Genomic DNA, 25,772 nt, shown 5'->3' with positions numbered 1-25,772 from the left:
TAGCATCGACGTTAATACACGAATAATACCGTTTGCAAGGATCATATCCTTTTTTACTTATCTGATCATCTTGAATATATTAGAATTTTTAATCTTATCATCTAATTTGTTCAATTCCTTTTCAATCTTCTCGCTTTTGACCTTCAGCTTATCTTCAAGCTTAAGTTTTTCGATCAGACCATTGATTGCGGTGTTCTTAAGAAAATCTGACGTCAAAGCAAAATCTCCTAACTGATACTGTCCATTTTTAATTACAAGATCAGTTCCGTAATAGCCGTTCCCCTGATCCTTTAACAGAAAGCCTAAACCTTTAAGAGTTTTGGTGCCGATGTGCAATACTCCATTCAGGCTCTGAGGAAGAGCTGCATACTTAAATTTAAAGCTTCCGTTTGACTGAAATGGAATATCGGCAGAGTTCTCTGATAGAAGACGTTTTGCAAAGTTTTTGGATAGGCTGAAATTGAACTTATCGATTTTAGCATCGGTCAGATCAGATAAAACAATATCCAGAGTCTCCTCTGAAGCATTTTTCCTGAATTTATCCGGGGATAAAATCTTATCAAGATTAAAGGAAGAGAAAGAACCTTCAAAATCAAAACTGCTCAGATGCTCAGTGACGCCCTGACCTATAGCTTTCACATACAGCTTGAAGATACCATTCTCATATTCATAGGTTCTATATTCACCATCAAGCTTATTTAGAACATACTTGTCATAACCAAGATTCTTTCCGTTGAATTTACCCTTTCCCAACGAGGTTATAGATAAAAGTCCTTCAATATTTCCCTTGTAGTTAAAGCTGTCACAGGAGAAAAGAGCTGGGTTCTTAAAGTTGTTTACAACTAAATCAGCCTCTGGATTGAATGAGGAATCAACATTTGAAACAAGCTTTAATGAGAAGTCCCTATAGCGGTTCTTCTGATATTTAGAGGAAAGATCAGCGGTTGCTACAGCTTTTAGAGAAAGAACATTGACATCAGCTTCAAGCTGACCTTTGGAAGTTTTAGTCTCTAATGAGGATGGCAGCACAATATTCTTTCTGGCAAGATTAGCTAATAGTTCATCCACCTTCATCTTTACATTGGCATGTAGAAAACCAGAGTAAATTGAGGTTGGACAGACAGATTTACCGAATACAGGAGACTCAATTACATAATCACCTTCTCGGTTATAAAGTCCAGACGATTTTGAGACATAGCTGAGCTTTATCCCTTTTAGCAGTTCTGCATTAGAAGATTCAATATATTTCTGGGAATTGGCTAGATAAGATTCGATAAGAGCTCCGGTTACGTAGCAGACACCGACATATATAACACAGACAAGAACCAAGAGAAAAACTATAAATTTCTTCATAATCCACCTCCGATCAGCTTATTTATGCTGATTTTGGAAAACCTTATGTTTGAGAATAGTTGTTGTCCTCTAAGATTATATGCCTTACCTATTGATAAAAAAAAAGAAATATCTCAAATTTAACAAAATTACAATCTAAAAACAGAGGCCTGCTACAGAGTATTTACAACTCAGATCACAGACCTCTGCAATTAAGCTTTAAAGAAAAGAATATCTATTATCTGCAGGATAGCTCTATAAGCTTTAAGGTTACCTCACAGGATTTCTTAAAGGAGGATAAAGGCAGAAATTCACAGTTGCTGTGGAAATTAAATGCTCCAGTGAAAAAGTTTGGAGTAACAATTCCCTTAGTTGAAAGCTGAGAACCATCTGTACCACCTCGCATTGCATAAGTGACACTCTTTATTCCAAGCTCCTCTAAGGCCTGATAGAGCATGGCAACAGGAGGATCTTCACGCTTGACGTTATTGGCGATATTCTCATACGTATCAGTAATCTCAAGAGATATTTCAGCCTTTGGATAACGCTTTTTCAGCATCTCAACAGCATTCCTGACATACTGCTTACGCCACTCATAAAGGCTCTTGTCATGATCACGAATCAGCATGCTCAAATCACAGAAAAGAGGATCAGCATGCATTCCTGAAAACCACCAGTAGCCTTCCTTACCCTCAGTATGCTCAGGAGTCTGTCCACGGTCAAACATTGCAACAAAGTCATGAGCAACCAGAAGTGGATTTATAAGCACATTCTTAGCTGACATAGGATGAGCGCTTACACCTTTGATTCTGATTTTAACAGTACCGGCATTAAAGGTCTCATACACCACCTCACCAACACCAGAGCAGTCAATGGTATAGGCAAAATCAACCTTGAATTTATCAAGATCCATGCATTTTGAACCTAACAGGCCTATCTCCTCATCAGGAACAAAGGCAATCTTAAGTTCAGGATGTTTTATCGAAGGATCGTTTTTTAAAACCTCCAGCATGGTCATGATGTTAGCGATTGCAGATTTGTCATCAGCACCTAAAACAGAAGTTCCGTCAGAGAAGATAATATCTTCTCCTACAAAGGTCTCAAGTTCAGGATGTTCTGAGACTTTTATGACAATGTTCTTCTCTTTGTTAAGGACAACGTCCCCTCCATCATAATGAATAATCTGAGGATGAACTTCTGGACTTAAAGATACATCCACTGTATCTAAATGAGCTAAAAAACCAACTACAGGACCTTTGCAGTTGCCTTTTAAAGTTCCGTAAACACAGCTGTGCTCATCTACAGATACCGAAGATAAGCCTAGCTCTTTAAGCTCCTCTGCAAGTAGATTGGCAAGCTCAGTCTGCCCTTTTGATGTAGGAACAGTTTTAACTGTTGCATCTGACTGTGATGGTATTGCCACATATCTGAAGAATCTGTCTGTTAGACTTTTAAGAAGATCCATGAGAGCTCCTTAATGAACCTGAGGGAACATGGTTGAAGGATAGTCATATCCGCTCTGGAAGCCTAAAGGTATACCAATGAACCAGTACAGATAGAGCACAACAGTCAGCACAATCATAAGAGCAAAGGTATAAGGCAGCATCATTGAACTTAAGGTACCTACACCTGCATTCTTACAGTAACGCTGACAGTAGGAAATCAGCAGAGGATAGAATGCAAACATAGGAGTACATACGTTTACAGCAGAATCAGATACTCTGAAGGCGGCCTGTGTAAGCTCAGGAGAAATGCCCAGCATCATCAGCATTGGCACAAAGATGGTAGAGAGAATAGCCCATTTTGAGGTTGCAGATGTGATTAAAAGATTCAGACAGCCGGTCAGAATAATGATACCTAAAAGAGTAATACCTGAAGGCAGTCCCATGCTCTTTAAGAACTCAGCACCAGAGATTGCAAGCAGTGAACCGATGTTGGAATGACCGAATACATAAAGGAACTGACCTGCAAAGAAACAGAATACGATGAAGGAAATCAGCATATTCATGATATGTTCCATGGACTTAATTACATCATTTGCCTTCTTGAAGGTTCCTGCAGCATAACCGTATACAATTCCAGGAAGTGAGAAGAAGATAAAAAGCAGAGGAACCAGGCCCATCATTACAGGAGCCTTAGGTGAGGTTAGAGTTCCGTCTGGAGCACGCAGCATGGAGTTGTCTGGATAACATAGGATAAAGAGGAATGCTAAAAGACCAATTACAGTTCCCATAGCAATCTTAAATGCACGATTTTCCTCTGCACTTACAGGAGTTACCGCTAAGGTCTTATCTTCCTTGATATCCAGGTCAAGAGGCATAGTCTGCATCAGTCTTGGCTCAATAATCTTATCGGTAACAAACCAGACTGACAGAATAACGAAGATAGTTCCGCCTAAGGCATAGAAATAGTTACACAGAACATTTACTGAATACTCAGGATCGATGATATGAGATGCAGATTCGGTAAAACTCTGCATTACAGGATCAATTACAGAAGGAGTAAAGCTTGCGGTGAAACCACCTGCCAGACCAGCAAAGGAACAGGCAATACCAGCTAAAGGATGACGACCGCAGGAGTAGAACATCAGTGCGGATACTGGCATCAGAATGGTATAAGCACTGTCTGAAACCAGGTGGCAGACAATAGAGATGAAAATAACAGTTGGAGTCAGAATCTTTCTAGGTGTTACTGACAAAAACTTTTTAATCAGCACATTAACAAAGCCAGAACCTTCAGCGATACCGATACCCAGTGTAGCAACAATGGTGATACCTAATGGAGGGAAGCCCATGAAGTTCTTGACGGAATTAACCACCAGATCAAGAAGATTGGCTGGAGCCAGCATATTTAAAATATGAATCTTCTCTTTAGTGGTTGGATGTATGTAGTCAAAATCGATGAAAGAAAGCAGACAGGAGATAAAAATCGTTACAAGCAGGGCATAAATAAAAAGCATTGTAATGTGAGGAAGTTTATTTCCGAGTCTTTCTACACAGTTTAAAAACCGATTGAATAAATTAGGTTGTGGGTGAATATCTGTCATTTAATTACAGCCAAAAGAGAAATCCCTTCCAAGCTGTCTCCTTATATTGTTTTGTTAAGCTTTACTGAAACAAATGAAACAAATGAAGCAATCAGCAACAAATGTATTGTTTTCAACACTTTATATTAGCAACTATTTGAAATTAAAGCTAATACACAGTTATTATACGCCTTGAATTTTTGTTAGAAACACACACACCTAATTAGTGCAGATTTATTTTAATTATTCGGTATGGTGCAAATAATGAACAGAAATGATCTGCTAGAATGAATTGGTAAAAAAAAGTCAGAGAAAAATAGTCTCTGACAAAAAGAATGGAACCGAAGATATACACTTAACTGTTCAAAACACGGAATTTTTGAACCCGAGAATTCAGGTATCAGAAAGAATCTGATACCTAAATTTCAACCCAGAACTAATTCTGGCCTTTAATTGCCTTACGACCAAGGAAGACAGCGTTCTCACCTAACTCTTCCTCAATACGGATCAGCTGATTGTATTTTGCGATACGATCTGAACGGCTCATAGAACCAGTCTTGATCTGACCGCATGAAGTTCCTACTGCAAGATCAGCAATGGTGGTATCCTCAGTCTCACCGGAACGGTGTGAAACAACTGCAGTATAACCTGCATCCTGAGCCATCTTGATAGCGTTAAGAGTCTCAGTTAATGAGCCAATCTGGTTGAACTTGATAAGAATTGAGTTTGCAATGCCCTTCTTGATACCCTCTGAGAGGATCTTGGTGTTGGTTACGAAAAGATCATCACCGACCAGCTGCACATGAGAACCTAGTTTCTCAGTCTGATACTTGAAGCCATCCCAGTCAGACTCATTCTGACCGTCTTCAATTGAAACAATTGGATACTCGTTAACCAGACCAGCCAGGTAATCGGTAAATTCATGAGAAGTAAAGGTCTTACCCTCACCCTTTAATTCATACATGCCTGTCTTTTCGTTATAGAATTCTGATGAAGCACAGTCCATAGCTAAGGTTACGTCCTTACCGAACTCATAACCAGCCTTTTCAACAGCCTCTTTGATACATGCAAAAGCTTCTGCGTTTGAAGACAGATTAGGAGCAAAACCGCCCTCATCACCAACAGCAGTATTCAGTCCTTTTGCTTTTAAAACTTTTGCCAGTGAGTGGAATACCTCTGAACCGATGCGCAGAGCATCACGAAGATTCTTACCGCCAACAGGCTGAATCATGAACTCCTGAATATCAACATTGTTATCAGCATGCTCACCGCCATTCAGAATATTCATCATAGGAAGAGGCATTACGTACTTTCCCTTGTGACCGAACAGCTCACCAATGTACTGATATAAAGGAATCTTTCTTGAAGCTGCATTTGCCTTGGCTACAGCTAAAGATACAGCCAAAATTGCATTGGCACCTAAAGAATCCTTATTCTCTGTACCATCTAGCTTAATCATAGTTTCATCAACAATTGCCTGCTCTGCTGAATCAAGACCGCATACAGCTTTGGCGATCGGACCATTTACGTTTGCAATAGCCTTTAAAACGCCCTTACCGCCAAAACGTGACTTATCACCGTCACGTAACTCTAAAGCTTCTCTAGAACCGGTTGATGCACCTGATGGAGCGGCAGCACGACCGAATGAGCCGTCTTCTAAATAAACTTCTGCTTCTACAGTTGGGTTACCGCGTGAATCAATAATTTCACGACCGATTACTTTTACGATTTTTGACATGACATCCTCAACAATTAAGAAATAACATTTTTTGAACAAATTCATTGTATAGAAATAGTAAGCCTTATGCAACCAAAATTAGACATAACTAACATAATTGATATTTTTTCTCTAAAAAAGTGCAGGTTAGTTTTATATCAAGCTAAAAAAGAAAGAAGTTTATAGATTTATAGTTTTGTCCAAAAGCATTATCGACGCTTTATCAATTTTTTTATACGCTTATAGAAGAGAAAATAATATATGAAAATATTTATATATTTTTTGACAAACCTCTAACTGATAATTCTATAAAAAAAGCAGATCGAAATAGTATGGCCCCAGAAATTGATCACTTAAGTTTCTAAGTCATACTAGCAGAATTTAAGGCTTGTTTCCTGAAATTAATTGGAGACAGGCCTTTTAACTTTTTACAAACTCTGTCAGTGTTGTACCAATTTATATAATCTTTAATTGCTTTCTCTAAGTCATTTAAATCCTTAAATGTCTTTTCCTTTCCATAAAACATTTCAACCTTCATTCTTCCAAAGAATATCTCAATCATGATGTTGTCATGAGTAGTAGCTTTCCTGGACATGCTTTGAACCAGATTATGCTCTTTAAGCCAGTTGCAATAATTGAAATGTTGATATTGCCAACCTTGGTCAGAATGAACTAAAGCTCCAGAGACTTTATTCTCTTCGAGTACATTTTCAAATCGTTTTAACATACGGTTAATCTGCTCAAAGGTTGTATGTCTGGAAACATCATAGGCAACAATCTCATTGGTACACATATCTATGATTGGAGATAGGTATAGCTTACCTTCTGCAATAGCAAATTCGGTAATATCTGTTGCGAAACTGGTCATTGGCTTAGGAGGATTGAATTCTCTGTTAAGTATGTTTGGAGCTATCTTTCCAACTGTTCCTTTGTAAGAGTTGTATTTCTTATATGCTTTAGGATGTGCTCCCTGAAGCTGCAGGTGATGCATCAGCTTATGAACTGTCTTGTGGTTCAGATGCATGCCCTGGTTGCGTAAGGCATACATTACACGTCTATATCCATAGCGATCCTTGCTATCAGAATGAATCTTCCTGATTGCAGCAATCTGCTCACTATAGACTGCATCTAAACATTTAGAAGGAGCTTTATGTAGCTAGTAAAGGTATGAGCCTCTACTCATCTGAGCTTCTTCTAAAAGCATTTTGAATGGGTATTTAGGCCTTAGCTCAAGCACTAATTGTGCTTTTATTTGTTGGTTTTCTTTCTTAGATAATCTTGGGCTAAGGCCTCGAATTTTTTTGAGAATTCTTCATGGCAGCGAAGTCTTAGAAGTTCTTCTTTTAAGGCTTTTTCTTCTTCTGGAGAGTATTCTGAAAATGATTTTTCTGATTGAAGAAGCTTATCTACATTTACCTTACTTTTAGTTGATTTTATTTCTGAATTTCTTGGTCTACCTTGCTTCTTCATATTTCTCAGTCCCTCTTCGCCTTGTGACTGATAAATATCATACCATTTGATTATTATTGAATTGCTCGGTATTCCAAATTTAATTGATAATTCACGTAATGATCCTTCTCCATTAGCATATGCTTTAGCAACTTTAATTTTGAAATCTGGTGTATATATATTTTTTTTACCATGAGCCTGCAAGGAATTATTTTGAAGTAATCTTACTAATTCTCTTACGTAATTATGATTCAACCCCCATTTAATTGCTGTCGATGAAGGACCAATCTTAAAGTAATCTTCAATAACTAGTAACTTTTGTTCATAAGTTAATTTCATAATAAAACCCCGTTATCAATCAAGTGATCAATAACGGGGTTCACACTAAAAGGATCTGCTTTTATGAGTAACAAAGTTAATCAATTAGGCCTAGCTTCCGTATGCCTCCATAACCTTAGAGGCTTCCTTCTTCAGATCAAGGCTACCGTGCTCCTGAACATCCTCAATTATCTTGATAGCTTCCTCGGTATCACCTGTTTCAAAGTAAAGTCTTGCAAGGTTAAGTTCATCAACATAGTACTGATGTTCCTTTGGAGTCAGTATCTCTTTCTCTCCCTCTGACATGTTCTCTGCGAGAGTGGCCTGATCTGTAAGATCAGCGCTTGCAGAAATAGGACCGATTGTATTTGAAACCTTCTGTAAATCAGGAACTTCAGCCTGAGATGAATCACCGTTGATCATTCTGGAGATTTCTTCAGGTGAAAATGCAGTCTCCTCGTTCTGAACAAGATCTGTCTCATTCTGAGAAACACCATCACCGAGCATATTCATAAGATCGGATTCAGCCTGAGGATCCATGTAGTGACCGGCAGAACCAATTCTTGCCTCAAGCTGTGCAAGATCTGCGGCAGCATCTTCAACAGAATCATTCTGACTTGATTCACTTACAACATCATACTCATCCTGAGGAACTTCCCATGAAACAACCTCATCCTGCGTAGAAGCAGAAGTTTCTGCACTCTCCTCAGCTACAGGCTCTTCTACAGGAGTCTCTGCTGCTTCTGCGGTAATCTCTGTTTCACCAACTTCGGCACTTTCCTGAGCAGAAGCATCTTCCTGAACCAGATTCTCATCACCAGTGGACTCAGGAACAACATCTTCATTCTGAGTATCAACAGCTTCTTCTGCAGGTTCGTTCTGAACAAGATCATCTGTTCCTTCAGGCTCGACAGGTCTTAACAGAACCTCAAGGTCAATCTCATCATCAACAACCTCGTCAACCTTACCAGAACCTTCTGCAGGAGTCTCTGTATCAACAACATCAGCCTGAACGACCTCAGGAACAGACTCCTGATTAGCCATTGCATCAAGTAATGCGCTTTCCTCTCCACTGATTTCCTCAGCAGGAGCTGCTGCTTCATCACCATCATTCTGAACAAGCTCACCAACATCTATCTCCTGTTCAGCAGGATCTTGTGAAGCCTCTTCAGCTGGAGCCTCGGCGGCTATATCATCGACATTTACCTCTTCGGTAACAGATTCTTCAACTGGTGCCTGCTCAGCTATATCTTCAACATTGATATCTTCAGTAACAGCTTCTTCAGAAGGTGCCTCTGCTGCTATTTCTCCAACGTTGACATCTTCTGTAACAGCTTCTTCATCAGGAGCCTCTGCTGCTATATCTTCAACGTTGACATCTTCAGCAACAGCCTCTTCAGCAGGTGTTTCTGCGGCTATATCTTCAACGTTGACATCTTCAGCAACAGCTTCTTCAGCTGGAGCTTCAGCTGCAATATCATCAACGTTTATATCTTCAGCTACAGCCTCTTCGGCAGAAGCCTCTGCAGCTATATCCTCAACATTTACATCCTCAGCAACAGCTTCTTCAGCTGGAGCTTCTGCTGCTATATCATCAACGTTTATATCTTCAGCTACAGCCTCTTCGGCAGGAGCCTCTGCAGCTATATCCTCAACATTTACATCCTCAGCAACAGCCTCTTCAGCTGGAGCTTCTGCTGCTATATCATCGACATTTACCTCTTCAGCGCCAGTCTCTTCGGTCGGAGCTTCAGCCTTTGGTGCTGAAGCAGACTTTTCAGGTTCTGCCTTGGCAGCATTCATTGATTTCTTCAGTTCTTCTGCCTGAGTACTCTCAGCAGAGGAAGCTTCAGCCTTAGGTTCTTCAGGAGCAGTCTCTGCACCGCCTTCCTGCTCACCTAAAGCAGCAGCCCAGGCTGCAGCCATATCTTCCTGTTCATCAGATCCTGCCTTTTCCTCAGCAGGAGCTGCTTCTTGAGCAGGTTTAGCTTCTTCAGCACCACATTCCTGTTCACCAAGAGCAGCGGCCCAAGCAGCCGCCATATCTTCCTGCTCATCTTTCTTTGGCTCTTCAGCAGGAGCCTCCTGAGCCTTTTCGGATTTTTCCTGTTCGCCTAATGCTGCAGCCCACTCATCGGCAACACTTGCATCATCAGACTTACCTTCAACCTCAGTTTCTTTCTCTCCAGACTGATCTTCGTTAAGAGCTTTTGACCACTCATCCAGAACATTCTGATCATTGCTTGAAGTATCTGCAGATTCTTCTGCTGCCTTATCCCATTCAGCCTGAGCCTGAGAATCTTCTGAGCTTTCTGCAGTATCTGTTGCAGCTTCAGCACCTGCAGTATCAGCAGGAGCAGCATCACCCTGTGCAGCCGGTGCAGCTTCAGCAGGAGCTGCAGCATCAGCGCCACCTTCGGCAGCAGCTGCGGCATCATCTGCAGGAGGTTCATCACCTGCGACATCAGGAGATGGAGTCTCAAGTTCAATGGAACCATTATCATCAGAGAGCAGCATATCATCTGAACCTAATGAACCGGAATCATCAAAGTCAAAGTCATCATGGTACTTACGGGAACGTGCACGGGCTCTGGCCTTAAAGATAATGAACAGAATCAGAACAACCACAGAGAGCAGACCGGCACCGAACAGAATCATCATTACAGGCTTTTCCATATCAATGCTTGCATCGACCGATGACACAGTAAACTGAGACATCTGCAGCTGCATATCCTCAATTTTTTCGTCATTAGCCAGAAGCATTTCTCTCATACGGTCGTTATCCTGAGAAAGCTTGGAAACATTACCCTTGATTTCAATCAGATCCTGTTGAATACCTGCAATAATATTGTCATACTGACTTGATAGAGAGGAAACACTGTCAGCTGCGGTCTGAGCAGTTACTGCTGATGATTTCTTCATTCTGGCAATAGCATCAGCAAGTTGCTGCTCGATCACCTTGGTCTTCTGATCAATCTGTTTTTTGTTTTCCTCAAGCATGATGCGGATTGACTTCACATCAACAGATTCCTGAGGATTCTTTTTGAGTAAAGCCTGAATCTGTCTTAACTGTTCAGGGGTTAAGCCCTGAACCTGTCCCTGAGCAGGAGCATTGACACCAGTTTCTGTGGTGGCAGCTCCATTCTCTACCTGCAGCTGAGCTCCGTTTTCAGCTAAATTACGTCTCTCATTAGGATTCTGAGAATCTTTGTTGGTAATACCTGATGGAATCAGTTCACCGTTCTCTTCAGCTTCACGCTGTTTCTGAACTTCCTTGATTCTGGTTTCGGTTGCAGTATAAACAGGAATATCAGCAGCAGGCTTATTGGCATTAGCAGGCGCTGCTGTCTGCTGAGGAGGCACATTAGCATATGACTGCTGAGGCAGCTGAGCAGGAGCAGCTCCCTGAGGTGCAGGAGAAACAGCAGGCTGACTTACAGGCAGAGGAGGAAGTGACATGACTCCCTGTGCTAAAAGAGCACTTCCTGTCTGGGTACTCTCCTGTGCTATCACATCACCAGAAGGAATTCTCAGTGTAGTTTTTAAAAGATTATTTACATTTCCTCCGCCGAAAGCCTGAGGATTGTTTCTATAGATAGAGGCAACAACCTGGAACTCATTGATACTTCTGTTAAGCTGAGCGTAACGATGGGCCACTGACCAGATGGTATCTCCTGATACCACATTATAGGTTCTGAACTGATCTGATGAAACTGAAGTCTGAGCCGGACTCTGTGCAGGAACTGCAACCGCTCTCTGAGATGCCTGTGCAGACTGTCTAGGGGCAACAGTTACAGCAGGAGCCTGTTGAGGAGTTACAGTTGATCTTCTAGGAGTTGTACGGACTGGTCGACTTGCAGGAACGGTTTCCTCTACCTCTGGGCCTTGAATTGTAATGGTGAAAGTACCATCATCATCTGCTGCAATGGCAGATAACGATATAAAAAGACCCATTGTCACTTCTAAGGTGACTTTTTTTAACCTATGCATACGACTCCCCTATTTCTATGCATTATTGTATCTAAAAACGGGATCGTCAAAAATCTAGCGAGATCCCAATTTTTCTAATGAAAATGCATAAAGTGTGCAAGGCTATATATTTTGTGCAATTAATTTTACAATTTCAACACAGGAAATTGCTTCGCCACGTCTTGTATTGTCCATCAGACAAACAAAACTTACATTCTTGCTTCCCTTGATATTCTGACGAATTCTGCTTACAAGAACAGTTCTCTCGTTGATAACGTCCTCAACTGGTGTCAGATTCTCATCATTATCCTTTACAGTAACATATGCAGATTTCTTAAAGGCCTCTGTAACATTCTCAACATTAACAGACTCTTCAAGATCGGCATTTACACTGATAGTGTGTCCATAGAATACAGGAACCTGAACGGTAGTTATATCAAAGCCTCTTTCAAATTTACCCAGTATTCTTGAAACTTCAGATTTTACAGTCTGCTCATGATCGGTATAGCCATTGTCTTCAACAGTACCGGTAATTGTATGCAGATTAAAGGCAACCTGAGCTGAGAAGCCCTGGTGATCACCGTTCATACCGTTTAAGAGTAAGGTTGTCTCATGGGCTAAGGTCTCAGTACCTAATCTTCCGGCCTCTGATACAGACTCCATTGAGGTTGCCACAGCTCTTGTAACGCCAAACTCGTCATGCAGAGCACCTAATGCAAGACAGATCTGTACTGATGGAGCCAGCGCAGGAATAACCAGACGTGACTCAATTGCCTTTTTGATGTCAAAAGGATTAATCTCTGGCACAACCAGTGTTGTTTTCTCATCACCGCTGAAAAGATGACTGTTGTCTACCACAATACAGCCTGCATTCTGAGCTTTTGAAATCCAGCGCTGACTCTCATCCTGAGTGCTTAAAAACAGTGCTACATTAGCCTTTTCAAAATCAAACTCTTCAATAGGCTGAACAAAATAATTCTGTGAACAGATATTTACGGCATCATACTCTCCTGAAAAAGGAGATAATGGGAAAACATCATCTAAAGGAATCTTCTGCTCTTCTAAGGTTTCAATAACCAGCTTTCCAATATCAGAATCATAACCGTAAATAGCTAACTTTAATGCCATGTCTGGCTCCTAATTTCATAAAACAACTAACTAAAAAAATTGTAGCACAGCCGTCAAGACCTAAATTAAGAATCACATAAACTATTAATGTAAGTTTTGATTTGCCCAAAATTATCAATTAGATATATTTATGAAAATATTTTCCTAAAAAAATCCTTTAAATTTAATACACTTCTACCTCAAAGCTAGTTTGTAAAATTAAATTTTTACAGTAAATTTATAAAAATTCTCAGAAAAATGTTAGCGAGATAAAATTTTTTACTAAATATTTGAAAATTTATAAAAAAAATGGGAGGGATAACTAATTTTTTTTTGATTTTTGTATTATATTACAAACAGTAAGTATTAATTTTAGTACTTAACCCCTAATTTCTAAGGATTTTTAAGTACGAGGAATGGTGAAAATGGCGCTAACTAGAGCAGATATTGCAGACCGACTTATAATTAAGCAAGGTCTACCTAAGACTACAGCACAGGAATTTGTTGATTCATTTTTTGAGCAGATAGCATCAACTCTAGAGTCAGGAGAAATCGTAAAACTAACCGGATTCGGAAACTTTGAATTAAAGGTTAAGAATGCCCGTCCAGGAAGAAATCCAAAAACAGGAAAAGAAGTAACCATCTCCTCAAGACGCGTTACTACCTTCAGAGCAGGACAAAAACTAAGAAACAGAATTGATATGCCAAGTGAATAGTATTTTTTTGGTGAAAAAACACAATTAAATAAAAATAATGGCATAATATATTGGTATTGGATATTTCTTTTCTACGTGGATCTCTTTAGATATGGAAAAAATTGTTTACAAAATCAAAGATCGTGATGGCGTACATGCTCGTCCAGCAGGTGCAATTATTAAAGCTATCAGTGGATACAAGTCAAAGATTACCTTAATTTATCAGGATCGCCAGATTGATCTTAAAGGCGGTATCTTTGGTCTTTTAGGTTTAGGTATTCGTTTTGATGACGAAATCTATATTCACGTTGAAGGTGAAGACGAAAAAGAAGCAGTTGTTGCAGTAAGAAGAGCCTTCGAAGAATATCTGTAATCAGATTCAGAAATTTAGAAAAAAACTCATTCCTGGTGAATGAGTTTTTTTATGCCTAAACAAATTACATGACAATCTACACTTTTGAACCGATTCAGGTACAGCGACTCAGCTTACAATAAACGTAATAATCTCTATAATCAACGTTCCGGATAACAAGGCGAGCGCTCGGGACAAATCATAATTGAAATCAATGAACTTGGTTATATTCTCAAATGTCTTTGAGGCAAGCATCACTTCATAGAACTTGAGAGTTTTAGTTCCGAAGTAGGCAACCAGGAAAGAAGCAACAAGACCAAAGAGAATACAGGCAATCAGATTTACAGGACTGTGAAGAAAGAAATTCAGCATGAACGTGATAACCCAGATAAAGGATGTAGCCATATCCCAGTAGTGTCGTCCAGAATGCTCTCTAAACTTAAGATTACTTATATATTCAACTAAGGAAAGACATATTTCCTTGGAGAAATTCTCCTTCATCAGGTTGTTGGTTGACATTAAAAGCTTTTTGCTTAGCTCGTCTGCAAGCTGCTCTTTACGGTAAGCAAGAAGACTCTGCAGCTTTTCCCTCATGGTAAAGATTTTTGAAGTGTAATTATCTGTTTTTACTACTTCATTCTGAAGCTTACGAGTTACTAAATCAAAGTAAAATTCAAAGGAGCACAGAAGTCCGTAGAAAAATCTGTTCTGACACAGAGTTTTGAACAGTTCAATCTTGGTTTCAATATCTGTGAGAGTATTGCCAATGGCTGCATCAGAGAGCTTCATTTTCATCTCACTGTAAATACTCTCTAATACAGGTGGAATATTAATAGGCGTAAAATCATCGCCACAGGTATTAAATGAGAAGGATTTTGGAACCTGAGAAATATCAAAGGACACATAATCCATTCTGGTTTCGGCGATATAGGTGATAAGAAACACACCGCTTTCTTTGAACTCAGCATCATAAATCTGAAAAGGCAGTTTTTTAAGTAGCTCAAAATAGCAGGCATAGTCTACGTGACAGTTTGGTACCGCAAAGACATTCTCCATATTCTTGACTTCAACATCAATGACAGGAAAATTTCTCGCCAAAAGACAGACCATTCTGTCAACCATGATTCTGCCCTTTCCTTTACAGTTCTGACAAACAATCTTCTGCAGATTGTTACAGGTTGGACAGACAATATAGCCAGTTTTATTACATCTGGTACATCCACCTTCTCTTCCCTGACATGACGGACAGAGGATCATTCCATAACCTGAGCAGTTAGGACAGTTAACCTTTTTGGTTCCCTTACAGGACGGACATGTACAGTCTCCCTTGGCGTGTCTTGCTGAGATTCGGTTTACCTTGTTGCAGATCTTGAAGATCTCTGCTGCAGACTTGTTCTCAAGACCAGTACAGAAAGGTCTTTTAAGGTTGGCATCCTTTAAAAGCGCATCAGTGTTACTTTTCTGAAAGTCATTTAAGGCATCCTCACTGAGCATTGTATCTGAAGACATAACAGAGTTTATGATGGTATCCTTGACGTTAACCTCAAAGAACCAGTTAACGCTGAAAGTCAGTTTAACCTCTGCAGTTCGTGACTCACCGTAATTGACTTTATCAGGCGGGACATCCACACTCTGAAGCAGCTTTGTAATGACTTCAATTATATTCTCATGCATCTGCCACTGCTCCAGGGCTACCAGCCGCGATAGTTATAGAGGACAAAAAGTACCACGTTTATAAGTATCGTTCCAAAAAGCAGTCGAACAGAATGAATAGCCTCGGAGGTGAGATTTGGAACCTTTCGTAATTTATGTCTGATTCTAAGAGAACTTACCGCCGAATAGTAAGTCCAGTTCTTGGTCAAAGTAATTGAGGTAAAGGCACATACCGCGATCGACAGTCCGATACACAGGAAAATACAGGCAATGGTTGGCACAAAGTAGACCGCAAGAGAATTAACCAGCCACACCGCAAGAGACACCGCAGTCCACACTGTTTTAGTATTAGGATTAAGCATCATCAGCAGCGGCACAAAATCAATCAGATTCTTGGCAAAATATCTTGAGAACTCCTTTGAGATAAAGCCCTGTGCATTAGTCATAAGCTCCAGAGACACATTGTCTATAAGCTGTTCCCTTACGGTGGACTTAATCAGCTTGGCCTTGTTGTTTAGGTCGTTCTTGTTCTCCCAGATAATTGATTCTACAGTAACGCCCTGTTTTGCAGCTTCCTTCTTGATAATGTCGAGCTCGTAATTCTCAATTGAGCGAATGGTCTTGGCTAAAATTGCCTTTCCGGCAAGAGCCTTAACACAAACAATCTTTTCATCAACATCATCTGATCCGATATTCAGGGTTGAAGAAAGAATATTGGACTCTTCCTTGAAGACAACATCCAAAAGCGGAGGTTTGCAGATTGGTTTTAAAGACTTGCCGCAGAGAATGAAATCAAATGGAGTAGTTTCACCTCGAAGATTTACTCTCACCGCAAAGCATGGTGCATATCCAAGGAATGTGGCTTTGTAGCCGTGAGGCATTTCAGTACCTAAAGACTGATCATCGAAGTTTGCAGCCTCTAAGATGATCTTCTCATCCTCTTTTGAAAAACTGGTGATTGTCTTGTCTGAGCCTGGAACGCTTAGTGATATTTCTATATCTTTGAAACTCTCAGAATCATAGATAATCTCACGTTCAACAATCAGTTCACCCATGCCCTTACAGTCACGACAGGTTACCTTTCCCGTACCATTACAGTTGTCACAGTTGATAAAGCCGGTTCCGTTACACATGGAGCAGCTGTCGGAGAGCCCCTGACAGGACGGACAGGTAATTACACCTTTTCCATTACAGATTTCGCACATGGCTTTTTTACTGCCATGGCACTTCTTACAGCGGGCTCGACCTATGGCAGAAATACGGTTAAAAGCCATAATCTGACCGGCAAGAGCAGTAAGTTCAGTGAATTTAGCCTCAGCCAGACGTTTTATATAGGCTTTGGTAATATCACTTTCCTTTTCAAGCTCCTTGGAATTCTTCTGGGTAAATTCATCCAGACCAGTTTGAGAGAGCACATGAGTTTCATCACTGATCTTGCCTGCTGGCTTATCAGAGGCACGGCACTTGAAGTTCCAGGTAAGGTTGTAATTGACTTTAGCGAAGAAAGAGAGAGGTTCGGATACAGTAAAATCGGCAATAGGAACACCGCAGCGAGAAAAAATTGCTGAAACAATGGAATTCAGCTTTCTTGCAAAATCTACATTCTTTACCTCTAAAGCCGCAGCTTCTCGTGCCTTGCTTCCATCTGCTATAACTTCTGTAGCGGGAGCTGCAGAGGCTGCCGGTGAAGACTTGTGTTCGGGAGTAGCTTTGGCTTTGTTTTCCTTTTTATCAGGATTATTATTTTCTGGCTGCATCCGTTTAAATCTTAATAAATAGTTAACTACTATATCAACTATAGTGTTTTATTAAGATTTAACATCACAAATCTGAAAAAATTAATATCTAACACACAAAAATAATTAGAATTATCAAAAGAAATGTCATCTCCGAAGGAAAAAACAGCGTCAGAGATCGGAAATTCAGTCTTCTGATAAGGTGTTTTTACAATAATCTTCTTAGAGGTCAGAATAACTGTACCTTCATTCTTTGAAGTCCATTTGCTGAATTTTGCAGCAATAGCTCTGAATACAGAACTTAAATTCTGATTGATTTTATACATTGGAGAGGTGCTTACATAAATAACCTTCTCCGTATCATCAAAAGTCTGACCTTCAACAGAGATTGAATAGGCTGAAGCTTTCTTTTCCAAAAGAGAAACAGTCAGATCCGCTGAGGCAATAAACTTGGCAATATTATATGGAATCTCATTAAACCTAATCTCAAGCAGTCTGGCTACAGCCATTGAATTCTCACAGAAAACCTTAAGGTTCTCGTAGAGCTTCTTGTTGTCATATCGAGTAGTCATGTACTCAAGCAGGAAGATAAACTGAGCTTTTACCTCTACAGCCCCATCAATAACCCAAGGCAGAGACTTTAAGGTGTCAACAGTCACCTCTGGGGTATTCTCAAGTAGACCATCAGCTAAAACCTTATTGGACTTTTCTCTGGCAAAGATTTCCTTGAAGAAAAACTTTGGACCGATTGCCTTCATGCGCTGTGAATAGTTGTGAAGAAAGCCGTAAACATCATTGCAAGGCTCAAGAATCTGACCGTTATCGTTAAATGTAACCTTTGAGTCACGACGCAGCTCAACGTTTCTGGCATCGTTAAACTTTAAAACAGTAAAAATTGATATGGCTGCAGGAACAAGACCAATAATCAGAGGATACATGCCCTGAGAGAAATCTCCATCCCATAAAAAAGGAAGAGCAACAAACAGATTAACCCAACCGTACCAGCCTAAAAGCCCCTGCCATCTGGTAACCTTGACAGTGTCAGGAAACATGCGCAGAGCAAGTCTGTAGTTAAACTGATTCAATAAGACTGCAATTACAGCCAAAAGCCCAAGAATAATAATTAAGTCTTCCATTTTTCTTCCATTTTCCTTATGAGAAGGATTCTTTTTTTGAGAATCCAATAACCGTTCTGAATTCTATCCTAATTTAGCTTATCTGCTCAATTGAATAGGCAGATTTTTAACCATGTTCGGGATATTCCTCTAAAATACGTTTAAGCTCATTAGCAATACGCTTATCAGAAATACTTACCCTTACTCCAAGCTGCTGAGCAAAGTAGGAAACTCTTAGCTCCTCAATCAGCCATTTCACATTTATGAGATCATCCGGTATCGCCGTGTATTTGTATCGGGACAGAGTGTTCTTATACAGTGTATTAACCTCCTCGATCTTTCTGGTATGGACAAGATCACGGTTAACATCACGGTGCACCTTCTCAATTCGATAGAGCATAGCATCAAGATATCTAGGTATCTGCTCAAGATACTCTACCTTGGTGGAACTTAAAAATCCCTTGTATACAAGAGAATCAAGCTGAGCGGCCATATCCTTGTAGCTGTAGGCTACAGCGAGATTGAGCTGACCTTTGAGCTTTCTTTTGAGCTCATGAGCCTTCAGCAGGATCTTCTCAACAGTTGAACACAGCTTTAAGGCTGTATCATTAAGATCACCGCGAACTTTCTCTAAAAGCCTTTTAAAGTTCTCCTCATCATAAACAGGAGCTCCATTCTCCACCATAATCATGTCGATAGCAGCAAGCATCAGATCATTTATAAGATCCTTAACCGTTCCTAAAGGCTGATAGTACATTGAAAGCTTTGACTTGTTAGGAAGATGCTGCTCAAGATATGCAGTAGGCTGTTTTAAGCCTAAAGACAACAGCTTTCTCTGCCCTGCCCACATAGCTTTCTGCTGCTTGTATTTACTGTCATAAAGCTCAAGGGTAACCCCCTGTCCTTTATCGGTAAGCGCTGGGTAGGCAGTAATCTCAATACCGTTCTGACAGGTAACCTCAGTTGTCTTGATAGTACCGAAGTTCCACTCATTAAGTGGTTTCTGAACCTTAGTTGACTTTGATGCATATTTACTTAAGACATCCTTAACCTGTCCCTGTAGACTTGCGGCAATGGAATCAAAATTTCTGCCCTTTTTAATAACCTTGCCCTTTTCATCCTCAATTGAGAAGATCATGAAAAGGTGTTTTTCAATCAGCGTCTTATCAAAATCATCACAGGTAACAATCTCCCCTCCCATGCGGGTCAGCTCCTTTGCTGCCTTGACATACAGATCATCCTTTGAAGGACCGCCAATGGATTCAGCTAAAGCCTTTGCATAGTTAGGAGCCGGAATAAGGTTCTTTCTCAGACGCTTTGGCAGAGACTTTATCAGAGAAGTTAAAAACTCCAGTCTAAGACCAGGAATCTGATAGGCAAATTCCCTGCTGTTGATCCTGTTTACAATGGCAAGAGGAATATGAACGGTAACACCGTCATCCTTTGAGGTTGGATCAAATATATAGCTTAATGGAAGCTTAAAGCTGTCATAATGCCAGAACTCAGGAAAATCGTGTTCCTCAACCTCATTAAAAGCATCCTTTGACACCAGATCAATGGAGAAATTCAGATACTCAGGATCGCTTTTACGCTTCTGCTGCCACCATTTATCAAAGTGTCGCTGAGTCAGGATATCCTCAGGAAGCTTTTTATCATAAAACTCTTCTAATACAGAGGAATCCACAAGCAGATCACGTCGACGGAGCTTGTCCTCTACATGTTCAACCTCATCAATCACCTCAAGATTATGTCTGAAGAAGGCATGATTGCACTCAATATCTCCTCCAACAAGTCCATCTCGAATGAAAAGCTCGCGACAGAGTTTAGGATCAATACTGGTATACAGAACCTTTCTTCCCTGAACCACAGGAAGACCGTAAAGAGAAATAGTCAGATTGGCAACCACACTGCCCTTTGATTTTGACCAGTGAGGCTCAGCATAATTCTTTTTAACAAGGTGTCTACCGATTGTCTCCACCCATAGAGGATCAATTGCAGCAACAGTTCTGGCAAAGAGTCTTGAGGTTTCATTGAGCTCACCAGCACAGATCCATTTTGGCTTTTTCTTGTTAAATACAGAGGATGGGTGGATAACAAACTTAATGCCTCGAGCTCCAAGATACAGACCTTTATCATTATCATCATAATGACCAACCTGTGATAGCAGACCGCTTAAAATCGAACGATGAACTGCATCATAGCCTGCAGGTTCCTCATTCAGCTTATATTTAAGCATCTGACAGGATGCTCTTAACTGACGAAGCAGATCAAACCATTCACGGACTCTCAGATAAGAGATAAACTCAGATTTGAGCTTTTTGCGAAGCTGAGAGTTGCTCATCTCTTTCTGGCACTTGCAGATATAATGATACAGGTTCAGATATGCAAGAAAATCTGATTTCTCATCATCAAAACGGGCATGCTGCTGTCGGCTCTGTTCCTGTCTATCCACTGGTCTCTCACGAGGGTCCATAACCGCCATGGCTGAAACAATAACCAGTACCTCTGCCAGAGCACCTTCCTTATGAGCCTCAACCAGCATTCTTGAAAGACGAGGGTCGCAGGGGATCTTTGAAAGATCGGTGCCAATTTTTGTAAGTCTAAGTTCATCAGTGGAAAGTCCTCTTGATTCATTGATGGCTCCGACTTCCTCTAAAAGTCTGATACCGTCAGTAATCTGTTTTCCTGATGGCGGATCAATGAAAGGAAAGACTGTGATGTTTCCGAGTCTCAGAGAAACCATCTGCAGAATAACTGAAGCGAGATTGGTTCTTAAAATTTCAGGATCAGTGAAATCCTGTCGTAACTCAAAATCTTCCTTTGAGTAAAGTCTTACACAGACGCCTTCACTAACACGACCACAGCGACCTTTTCGCTGATCGGCACTTGCCTTTGAAATCTTTTCAATAGGAAGACTCTGCACCTTGGTTCGAGGAGAATAGCGGCTGATTCTGGCGGTACCAGGATCAATCACATATTTAATTCCAGGAACAGTTAAGGAAGTTTCAGCAACATTGGTTGCAAGCACCACTCTAACAGTTGAGTGAGGTGCAAAAATCTTGTTCTGATCAGAGGTAGCCAGACGGGCATATAAAGGCAGAATCTCGGTATTAGGCAGATGAGCTTTAGAGAGGAATTTGGCAATATCCATAATCTCTCGCTCACCAGGCAGAAAGACAAGAATATCCTCTCGACCATACTCTTTGAAGAGAAATTTTATGGCATTTAAAATACCGTTTCGAAGATCCTTCTCATCGGTCTCAACCTCATCATCTGCATCTGAATCTTCAGACTCACCTAAAGGTCTGTATACAACCTCAACAGGATAGGTTCTGCCGGAAACCTCAATGATAGGAGCATTGTCAAAATGTTCTGAAAAACGTTTAGTATTGATGGTTGCTGAGGTAATAATCAGCTTGAGATCTGAACGGACCTTTAAAAGCTTTTTAAGATATCCTAAAAGAAAATCAATATTTAAAGAACGCTCGTGGGCTTCATCAATAATGATGCAGTCATAGTTTAAGAGCTTTCTGTCATGGGCGGTTTCTGCAAGCAGAATACCATCAGTCATCAGCTTGATATAGCTGTTATCTGAGGTCACATCATTGAATCTGACCTTGTAGCCTACGCTCTGACCGAGCTCTTCACCAAGCTCTGAGGCAATTCTGGTACTTACGGCTCTGGCTGCAATTCGACGAGGCTGGGTATGACCGATAAAACCGAAACGACCGAGACCGGCCTCAAGACACATCTTTGGGATCTGAGTAGTTTTTCCTGAACCGGTTTCACCAGCAATGATAACAACCTGATTAGACTTTATTGCCTCAATGATTTCTTCTCGTTTCTGTGATACAGGAAGATTCTCATCATAGGTTAATTGAGGAACATGAGTTTCACGATCTTTAAAGAAAGTCAGATACTCTTCTAGTTTCTCACTGATGGAAATCTGAAGCTCTATTGCTTTATCATCAGGACAAGAAGAGAGCTTATTAAGCTCCCTTGAGATTAGATGTCTGTGTCTGAAAGTTAATGATGGAAATCTGCTTTTTACGTCTGAGATAAATTTTTCTTGTTCTTTATTATTTGCCATAGCTAAGAGTATTCTTCGTCGTCATTTATACTGTCAAACAGCTGCTGCTGAGCAATCTTACGTCGACGTTCAAGTTCTTCCTGTTCAATTTTCTGCATAATAAGCTTATCTTTACGTTTGCGCTCAAACTCCTGCATAAGCTCTGAGGTCAGATACAGGCCGGCTCTGCTGATCTTGTCACCTTCAAGATCAACTACCACCAGAGAAATTTTAATAAGATTTACCCTGTCACCTGGCTGAGGATATCCGCCAATATGGTATGACATGAAATCTCCCAGGGTTAGAGTCTTCTCATAGGTGGTCAGTTCAAAACCGTACTGTTCGCCTAATTCAACCATAAGCGTATCAGCGGCGTACATTTTATCACCTTTATATAATGGGTGTCTCTTCTCTTTTAGAGGGTGAGAGAAAAGAGAATTCAAAAGCAGTTCATCCGCATCACGACCTATAAGAGAGAGAATATCACCGGTCTTAATAGGAGTATCGCCCTGACACTTGATCATTTTTCCATCACGGAAAAGAGCCGCAACCGAAGTTCCCTTAGGGAAAGGGATAGTTCGTAACACAGCGCCATCAAATGAAGGCTCCTTGATACGGTAGTTTAAAATTTCATAGTCATTTGAAAGCATAATGCCCACATCAGACTTGGTAATAGGAACCATAACCGAAGGAGTACATACCTTTAAGAACTTTGAGAGCGGAACAATCAGAGAGCCCTGGAATAACAGAGACACAATAACCACCACAAAAGCCACATTAAAATACAGCTGAGGGTTATCAAGATTCTCAAATACAGGGTAGATTGCCAGTACAATAGGAACAGATCCACGCAGTCCAACCCAGGACATAAAGATCAGGTCTCGATTGTTATAGGCACGGAAGAAAGGCTTCAGACAGAAAAATACCGCCAGAGGTCTTGCAATAACAGTGATAACTACGGCAATTACCACACCAGGCAGCCAGTAGTTAAGCATCTCATGAGGGGTAACCAGAAGACCTAACATTAAGAACAGAGTGATCTGAGAGAGCCAGGTGAAGCCCTCAGATACAGGAAGAATATAGCTTACATGTCTGGTTTTCTGATTACCGACAAACATGCCGATGATAAAGATTGCAAGGAAGCCTGAGCCATTAACATAGGCAGTCACGGCAAAGCCGACCAGGCCCATACCGATAACCATAATACAGTACAGTCCGACACCCAGAGAAATATTGGCAATAATAAACCTGGCCAGTGCACCAAAACATACACCGATTAAAATACCAAAACCAAACTGGGTAGCAAAGAACAGCAGAGCATCTGTCAAAGAAGTTGCCTTGGCAGAGGCAAAGGCAATCATAGTGGTAGTCAGCAGAATTGCCATAGGATCGTTGGTTGCTGATTCTATCTGCAGAGTACTGTTTACATTGGTCTTAAGTGAAACACCATCGTTTCTTGAAAGCAGAGAAAACACGGCTGCGGCGTCAGTTGAACCTACGATACAGCCTAAAAGCAGAGATTCAATTAAAGAGATATCCAAAAGCAGATAGGCAATTCCACCGGTAATACCAGAAGTTGCCACAACACCTATCGTAGCAAGAATCGTTGATTCACTTGCCACCGATTTCATTGTCGAAAAATTGGTTCGAAGTCCGCCATCGAGCAGAATAATCGCCAGCATCAGGTTGGCAATAAAAAAGGCAGATCTGTAATCAGTGTACTGGATATGGAGAATGACACCATCTTCACCGGTTAACATACCGATTGCAAGGAACAACAGCAGCAGAGGGGTTCCGAAGAATGAAGACAGTTTTGAGGCAAATATCGCGAATGACAGCAATAAACCCACAATAAAGAATGCGTAATTCATGTCACTGATCTGCATCGCATCCTCCCTGTCATGTTATTGTGGAAATCTTCAGATTTGAACTTTTTACATTTCTTTTAGTGTCATATTTATATTCTAAATTAGAACAGGCTTTAAAAATAGTAATTTTCAAACATTTGTCAAATTTTTTTAAAATTTTTCCTTTCTATTACACTAGGTTAGAGCGTTATTGAGAAAAATTGCGTTTTAGCTCGAAAATTATCTGAAAAATCGAAATTAGAACTCTAATGTATTAAGCTTTTTTAACTTAATCATAGGGCGATTTAAAGACTGTGATAGAATGCAGAGCTGAATTAAAATAAACAGCAGAAAATATTTAGCTACGAAATCAGATTAAATTATGGAAGAATTTGGCCTAACCCGTGTTCCCTACTATCCTGAACTAAATGCAGTCAGAAGAGATACTGTCAACAATGACTGTAGTTCGCTTGTTCTGTCGGTACTGCTTTTCTGGCACTCCAAAGACAAATATGTAAGATTCAATGCCAGATGCCATACCCATCTTCTGGCAAGAAATCTCAGAGTAGAACCAGATGCTGTAAAGGAGGCACTTGAGTACCTCTATTCCATAAAAATCCTTTTAAAGGAAGAGGAAGTTATAACAACTCAAAGCGAAGAGCCTGATAAGAGAACCAAGCTTAACGAGTTTTATGAACTAGATTTCCACAGTCTTCATGAATACTTAAAAGAAAGCGGAATCATTATTCCGGTGAAGGTCTTAAGACTGGCATCAGATGACTACTTTGATTTCTACTCCTATATAAGTCCAAGACGTCTCCCTGTTGTACAGGGGCTCCTAGGCATGGTAAAAGGAGAGAAATATGATACCGCAGCCCTAAATGCCTGCGCTATTATCTGCGGCATCTGTCGTGAAACTGAATATGAGGATTTCTCCTACAAAGCACTTGCCCCTGGCTGGAGAATGCTGGCACAGCCACCTGCAACAGCCTATGATGTGGTACAAAGATACCAGAGAGAGGGTGAACGTTCAGTGGATATTGATCTTATGGACGGCTCCTTCTTTATGCCTGACGGTGATTATTTCGGAACCGAAAAACATAAAATCTGGCATTCAGGAAAAGCAATGGAACCAAGAGTTCTGGCTGCAGCTCTTTATCTATGTTTTACAGCAGTAGATGAGGATGTTGAGTTCTATTCAGATCTGAACATGGATGATCTCAAAGCTGCCTTTGAACTTCTGTACAGATTCACCTCTCTTAAGGGCAGAATTGGAGATTACTACTATCACTATCGTGACATTCATGGAGACAAGCTTAAAGAGGAGCAGGAAAAATATAAGGCTATCACAGATTCCCTGGACAGCCTTGAGGTTTTCGAATTATAGA

The 25,772-nt window shown here is 40.5% G+C and carries 16 protein-coding genes; 3 read left to right on the top strand and 13 right to left on the bottom strand.

The features are described 5' to 3' along the window. Positions 1–57 precede the first annotated feature (57 nt). The 8 genes from BM308_RS04115 to BM308_RS04080 all read right to left on the bottom strand — a co-directional run bounded on the left by BM308_RS04115 (position 58) and on the right by BM308_RS04080 (position 12,938). Positions 58–1,353: a hypothetical protein gene (locus BM308_RS04115; protein WP_074943087.1), complete on the bottom strand. Its 1,296-nt coding sequence runs from the start codon at positions 1,351–1,353 to the stop codon at positions 58–60. 217 nt (positions 1,354–1,570) lie between these two features. Then, positions 1,571–2,797 carry a peptidase T gene (gene pepT / locus BM308_RS04110; RefSeq protein WP_074943086.1) on the bottom strand — a complete coding sequence of 409 codons (1,227 nt, stop codon included), beginning with the start codon at positions 2,795–2,797 and terminating at the stop codon, positions 1,571–1,573. A gap of 9 nt (positions 2,798–2,806) precedes the next feature. Further along, positions 2,807–4,378 (bottom strand): AbgT family transporter, encoded by a 1,572-nt coding sequence (locus BM308_RS04105; RefSeq protein ID WP_074943084.1) that lies wholly within the window; start codon positions 4,376–4,378, stop codon positions 2,807–2,809. A 415-nt stretch (positions 4,379–4,793) separates the two neighbouring features. After that, on the bottom strand, positions 4,794–6,095 hold the full coding sequence (eno, locus tag BM308_RS04100) for a phosphopyruvate hydratase (RefSeq protein ID WP_074943083.1): 1,302 nt from the start codon (positions 6,093–6,095) through the stop codon (positions 4,794–4,796). A gap of 340 nt (positions 6,096–6,435) precedes the next feature. Beyond that, a complete protein-coding gene (locus BM308_RS04095) occupies positions 6,436–7,182 on the bottom strand; it encodes an IS3 family transposase (protein WP_143098559.1) in 747 nt (248 codons plus the stop codon). A 140-nt stretch (positions 7,183–7,322) separates the two neighbouring features. Further along, positions 7,323–7,862 carry a helix-turn-helix domain-containing protein gene (locus BM308_RS04090; protein ID WP_074943081.1) on the bottom strand — a complete coding sequence of 180 codons (540 nt, stop codon included), beginning with the start codon at positions 7,860–7,862 and terminating at the stop codon, positions 7,323–7,325. 90 nt (positions 7,863–7,952) lie between these two features. Beyond that, on the bottom strand, positions 7,953–11,831 hold the full coding sequence (locus tag BM308_RS04085) for a FimV/HubP family polar landmark protein (protein ID WP_083425437.1): 3,879 nt from the start codon (positions 11,829–11,831) through the stop codon (positions 7,953–7,955). Between the two features lie 102 nt (positions 11,832–11,933). Continuing rightward, the gene (locus BM308_RS04080; protein WP_074943078.1) at positions 11,934–12,938 is read right to left on the bottom strand and encodes an aspartate-semialdehyde dehydrogenase; all 1,005 of its coding nucleotides are present in this window, start codon (positions 12,936–12,938) and stop codon (positions 11,934–11,936) included. 404 nt (positions 12,939–13,342) lie between these two features. Between BM308_RS04080 and BM308_RS04075 the strand changes: the two genes are divergently transcribed. Together BM308_RS04075 and BM308_RS04070 are read left to right on the top strand one after the other, a co-directional pair. Next, complete coding sequence (locus tag BM308_RS04075; RefSeq protein ID WP_031492354.1) at positions 13,343–13,633, top strand: integration host factor subunit alpha; 291 nt, start codon at positions 13,343–13,345, stop codon at positions 13,631–13,633. Between the two features lie 91 nt (positions 13,634–13,724). Further along, positions 13,725–13,985 (top strand): HPr family phosphocarrier protein, encoded by a 261-nt coding sequence (locus BM308_RS04070; RefSeq protein WP_031492353.1) that lies wholly within the window; start codon positions 13,725–13,727, stop codon positions 13,983–13,985. A gap of 108 nt (positions 13,986–14,093) precedes the next feature. Here the strand turns inward: BM308_RS04070 and BM308_RS04065 are convergent, their stop codons facing one another. The 5 genes from BM308_RS04065 to BM308_RS04045 form a co-directional block, all read right to left on the bottom strand. Beyond that, the gene (locus tag BM308_RS04065) at positions 14,094–15,638 is read right to left on the bottom strand and encodes a DnaJ-like cysteine-rich domain-containing protein (RefSeq protein ID WP_074943077.1); all 1,545 of its coding nucleotides are present in this window, start codon (positions 15,636–15,638) and stop codon (positions 14,094–14,096) included. A 17-nt stretch (positions 15,639–15,655) separates the two neighbouring features. Next, complete coding sequence (locus tag BM308_RS04060) at positions 15,656–17,374, bottom strand: zinc finger-like domain-containing protein (RefSeq protein ID WP_074943075.1); 1,719 nt, start codon at positions 17,372–17,374, stop codon at positions 15,656–15,658. A 38-nt stretch (positions 17,375–17,412) separates the two neighbouring features. Next, positions 17,413–18,489, bottom strand: coding sequence for a hypothetical protein (locus tag BM308_RS04055; RefSeq protein WP_074943074.1), 1,077 nt, complete (start codon positions 18,487–18,489; stop codon positions 17,413–17,415). 106 nt (positions 18,490–18,595) lie between these two features. Next, complete coding sequence (gene hrpA / locus BM308_RS04050) at positions 18,596–22,558, bottom strand: ATP-dependent RNA helicase HrpA (RefSeq protein ID WP_074943072.1); 3,963 nt, start codon at positions 22,556–22,558, stop codon at positions 18,596–18,598. Between the two features lie 2 nt (positions 22,559–22,560). Then, positions 22,561–24,423 (bottom strand): potassium/proton antiporter, encoded by a 1,863-nt coding sequence (locus BM308_RS04045; RefSeq protein WP_074943071.1) that lies wholly within the window; start codon positions 24,421–24,423, stop codon positions 22,561–22,563. 343 nt (positions 24,424–24,766) lie between these two features. On the opposite strand from BM308_RS04045, the gene BM308_RS04040 reads away from it, so the two are divergent. After that, complete coding sequence (locus tag BM308_RS04040; protein ID WP_074943069.1) at positions 24,767–25,771, top strand: hypothetical protein; 1,005 nt, start codon at positions 24,767–24,769, stop codon at positions 25,769–25,771. Position 25,772: the final 1 nt, after the last annotated feature.

The sequence above is a fragment of the Succinivibrio dextrinosolvens genome (assembly GCF_900116345.1).
Lineage (GTDB): Bacteria > Pseudomonadota > Gammaproteobacteria > Enterobacterales > Succinivibrionaceae > Succinivibrio > Succinivibrio dextrinosolvens_B.
Note: the sequence above shows the minus strand (reverse complement) of the source record. Positions and strands in the feature narration are given on the sequence as shown.

Bases quoted from the DNA above. Each gene is read 5' to 3' on its own strand.
- BM308_RS04115 (WP_074943087.1), bottom strand. From the start codon at position 1,353: ATGAAGAAATTTATAGTTTTTCTCTTGGTTCTTGTCTGTGTTATATAT.
- pepT (WP_074943086.1), bottom strand. From the start codon at position 2,797: ATGGATCTTCTTAAAAGTCTAACAGACAGATTCTTCAGATATGTGGCA.
- BM308_RS04105 (WP_074943084.1), bottom strand. From the start codon at position 4,378: ATGACAGATATTCACCCACAACCTAATTTATTCAATCGGTTTTTAAAC.
- eno (WP_074943083.1), bottom strand. From the start codon at position 6,095: ATGTCAAAAATCGTAAAAGTAATCGGTCGTGAAATTATTGATTCACGC.
- BM308_RS04090 (WP_074943081.1), bottom strand. From the start codon at position 7,862: ATGAAATTAACTTATGAACAAAAGTTACTAGTTATTGAAGATTACTTT.
- BM308_RS04085 (WP_083425437.1), bottom strand. From the start codon at position 11,831: ATGCATAGGTTAAAAAAAGTCACCTTAGAAGTGACAATGGGTCTTTTT.
- BM308_RS04080 (WP_074943078.1), bottom strand. From the start codon at position 12,938: ATGGCATTAAAGTTAGCTATTTACGGTTATGATTCTGATATTGGAAAG.
- BM308_RS04075 (WP_031492354.1), top strand. From the start codon at position 13,343: ATGGCGCTAACTAGAGCAGATATTGCAGACCGACTTATAATTAAGCAA.
- BM308_RS04070 (WP_031492353.1), top strand. From the start codon at position 13,725: ATGGAAAAAATTGTTTACAAAATCAAAGATCGTGATGGCGTACATGCT.
- BM308_RS04065 (WP_074943077.1), bottom strand. From the start codon at position 15,638: ATGCATGAGAATATAATTGAAGTCATTACAAAGCTGCTTCAGAGTGTG.
- BM308_RS04060 (WP_074943075.1), bottom strand. From the start codon at position 17,374: ATGCAGCCAGAAAATAATAATCCTGATAAAAAGGAAAACAAAGCCAAA.
- BM308_RS04055 (WP_074943074.1), bottom strand. From the start codon at position 18,489: ATGGAAGACTTAATTATTATTCTTGGGCTTTTGGCTGTAATTGCAGTC.
- hrpA (WP_074943072.1), bottom strand. From the start codon at position 22,558: ATGGCAAATAATAAAGAACAAGAAAAATTTATCTCAGACGTAAAAAGC.
- BM308_RS04045 (WP_074943071.1), bottom strand. From the start codon at position 24,423: ATGCAGATCAGTGACATGAATTACGCATTCTTTATTGTGGGTTTATTG.
- BM308_RS04040 (WP_074943069.1), top strand. From the start codon at position 24,767: ATGGAAGAATTTGGCCTAACCCGTGTTCCCTACTATCCTGAACTAAAT.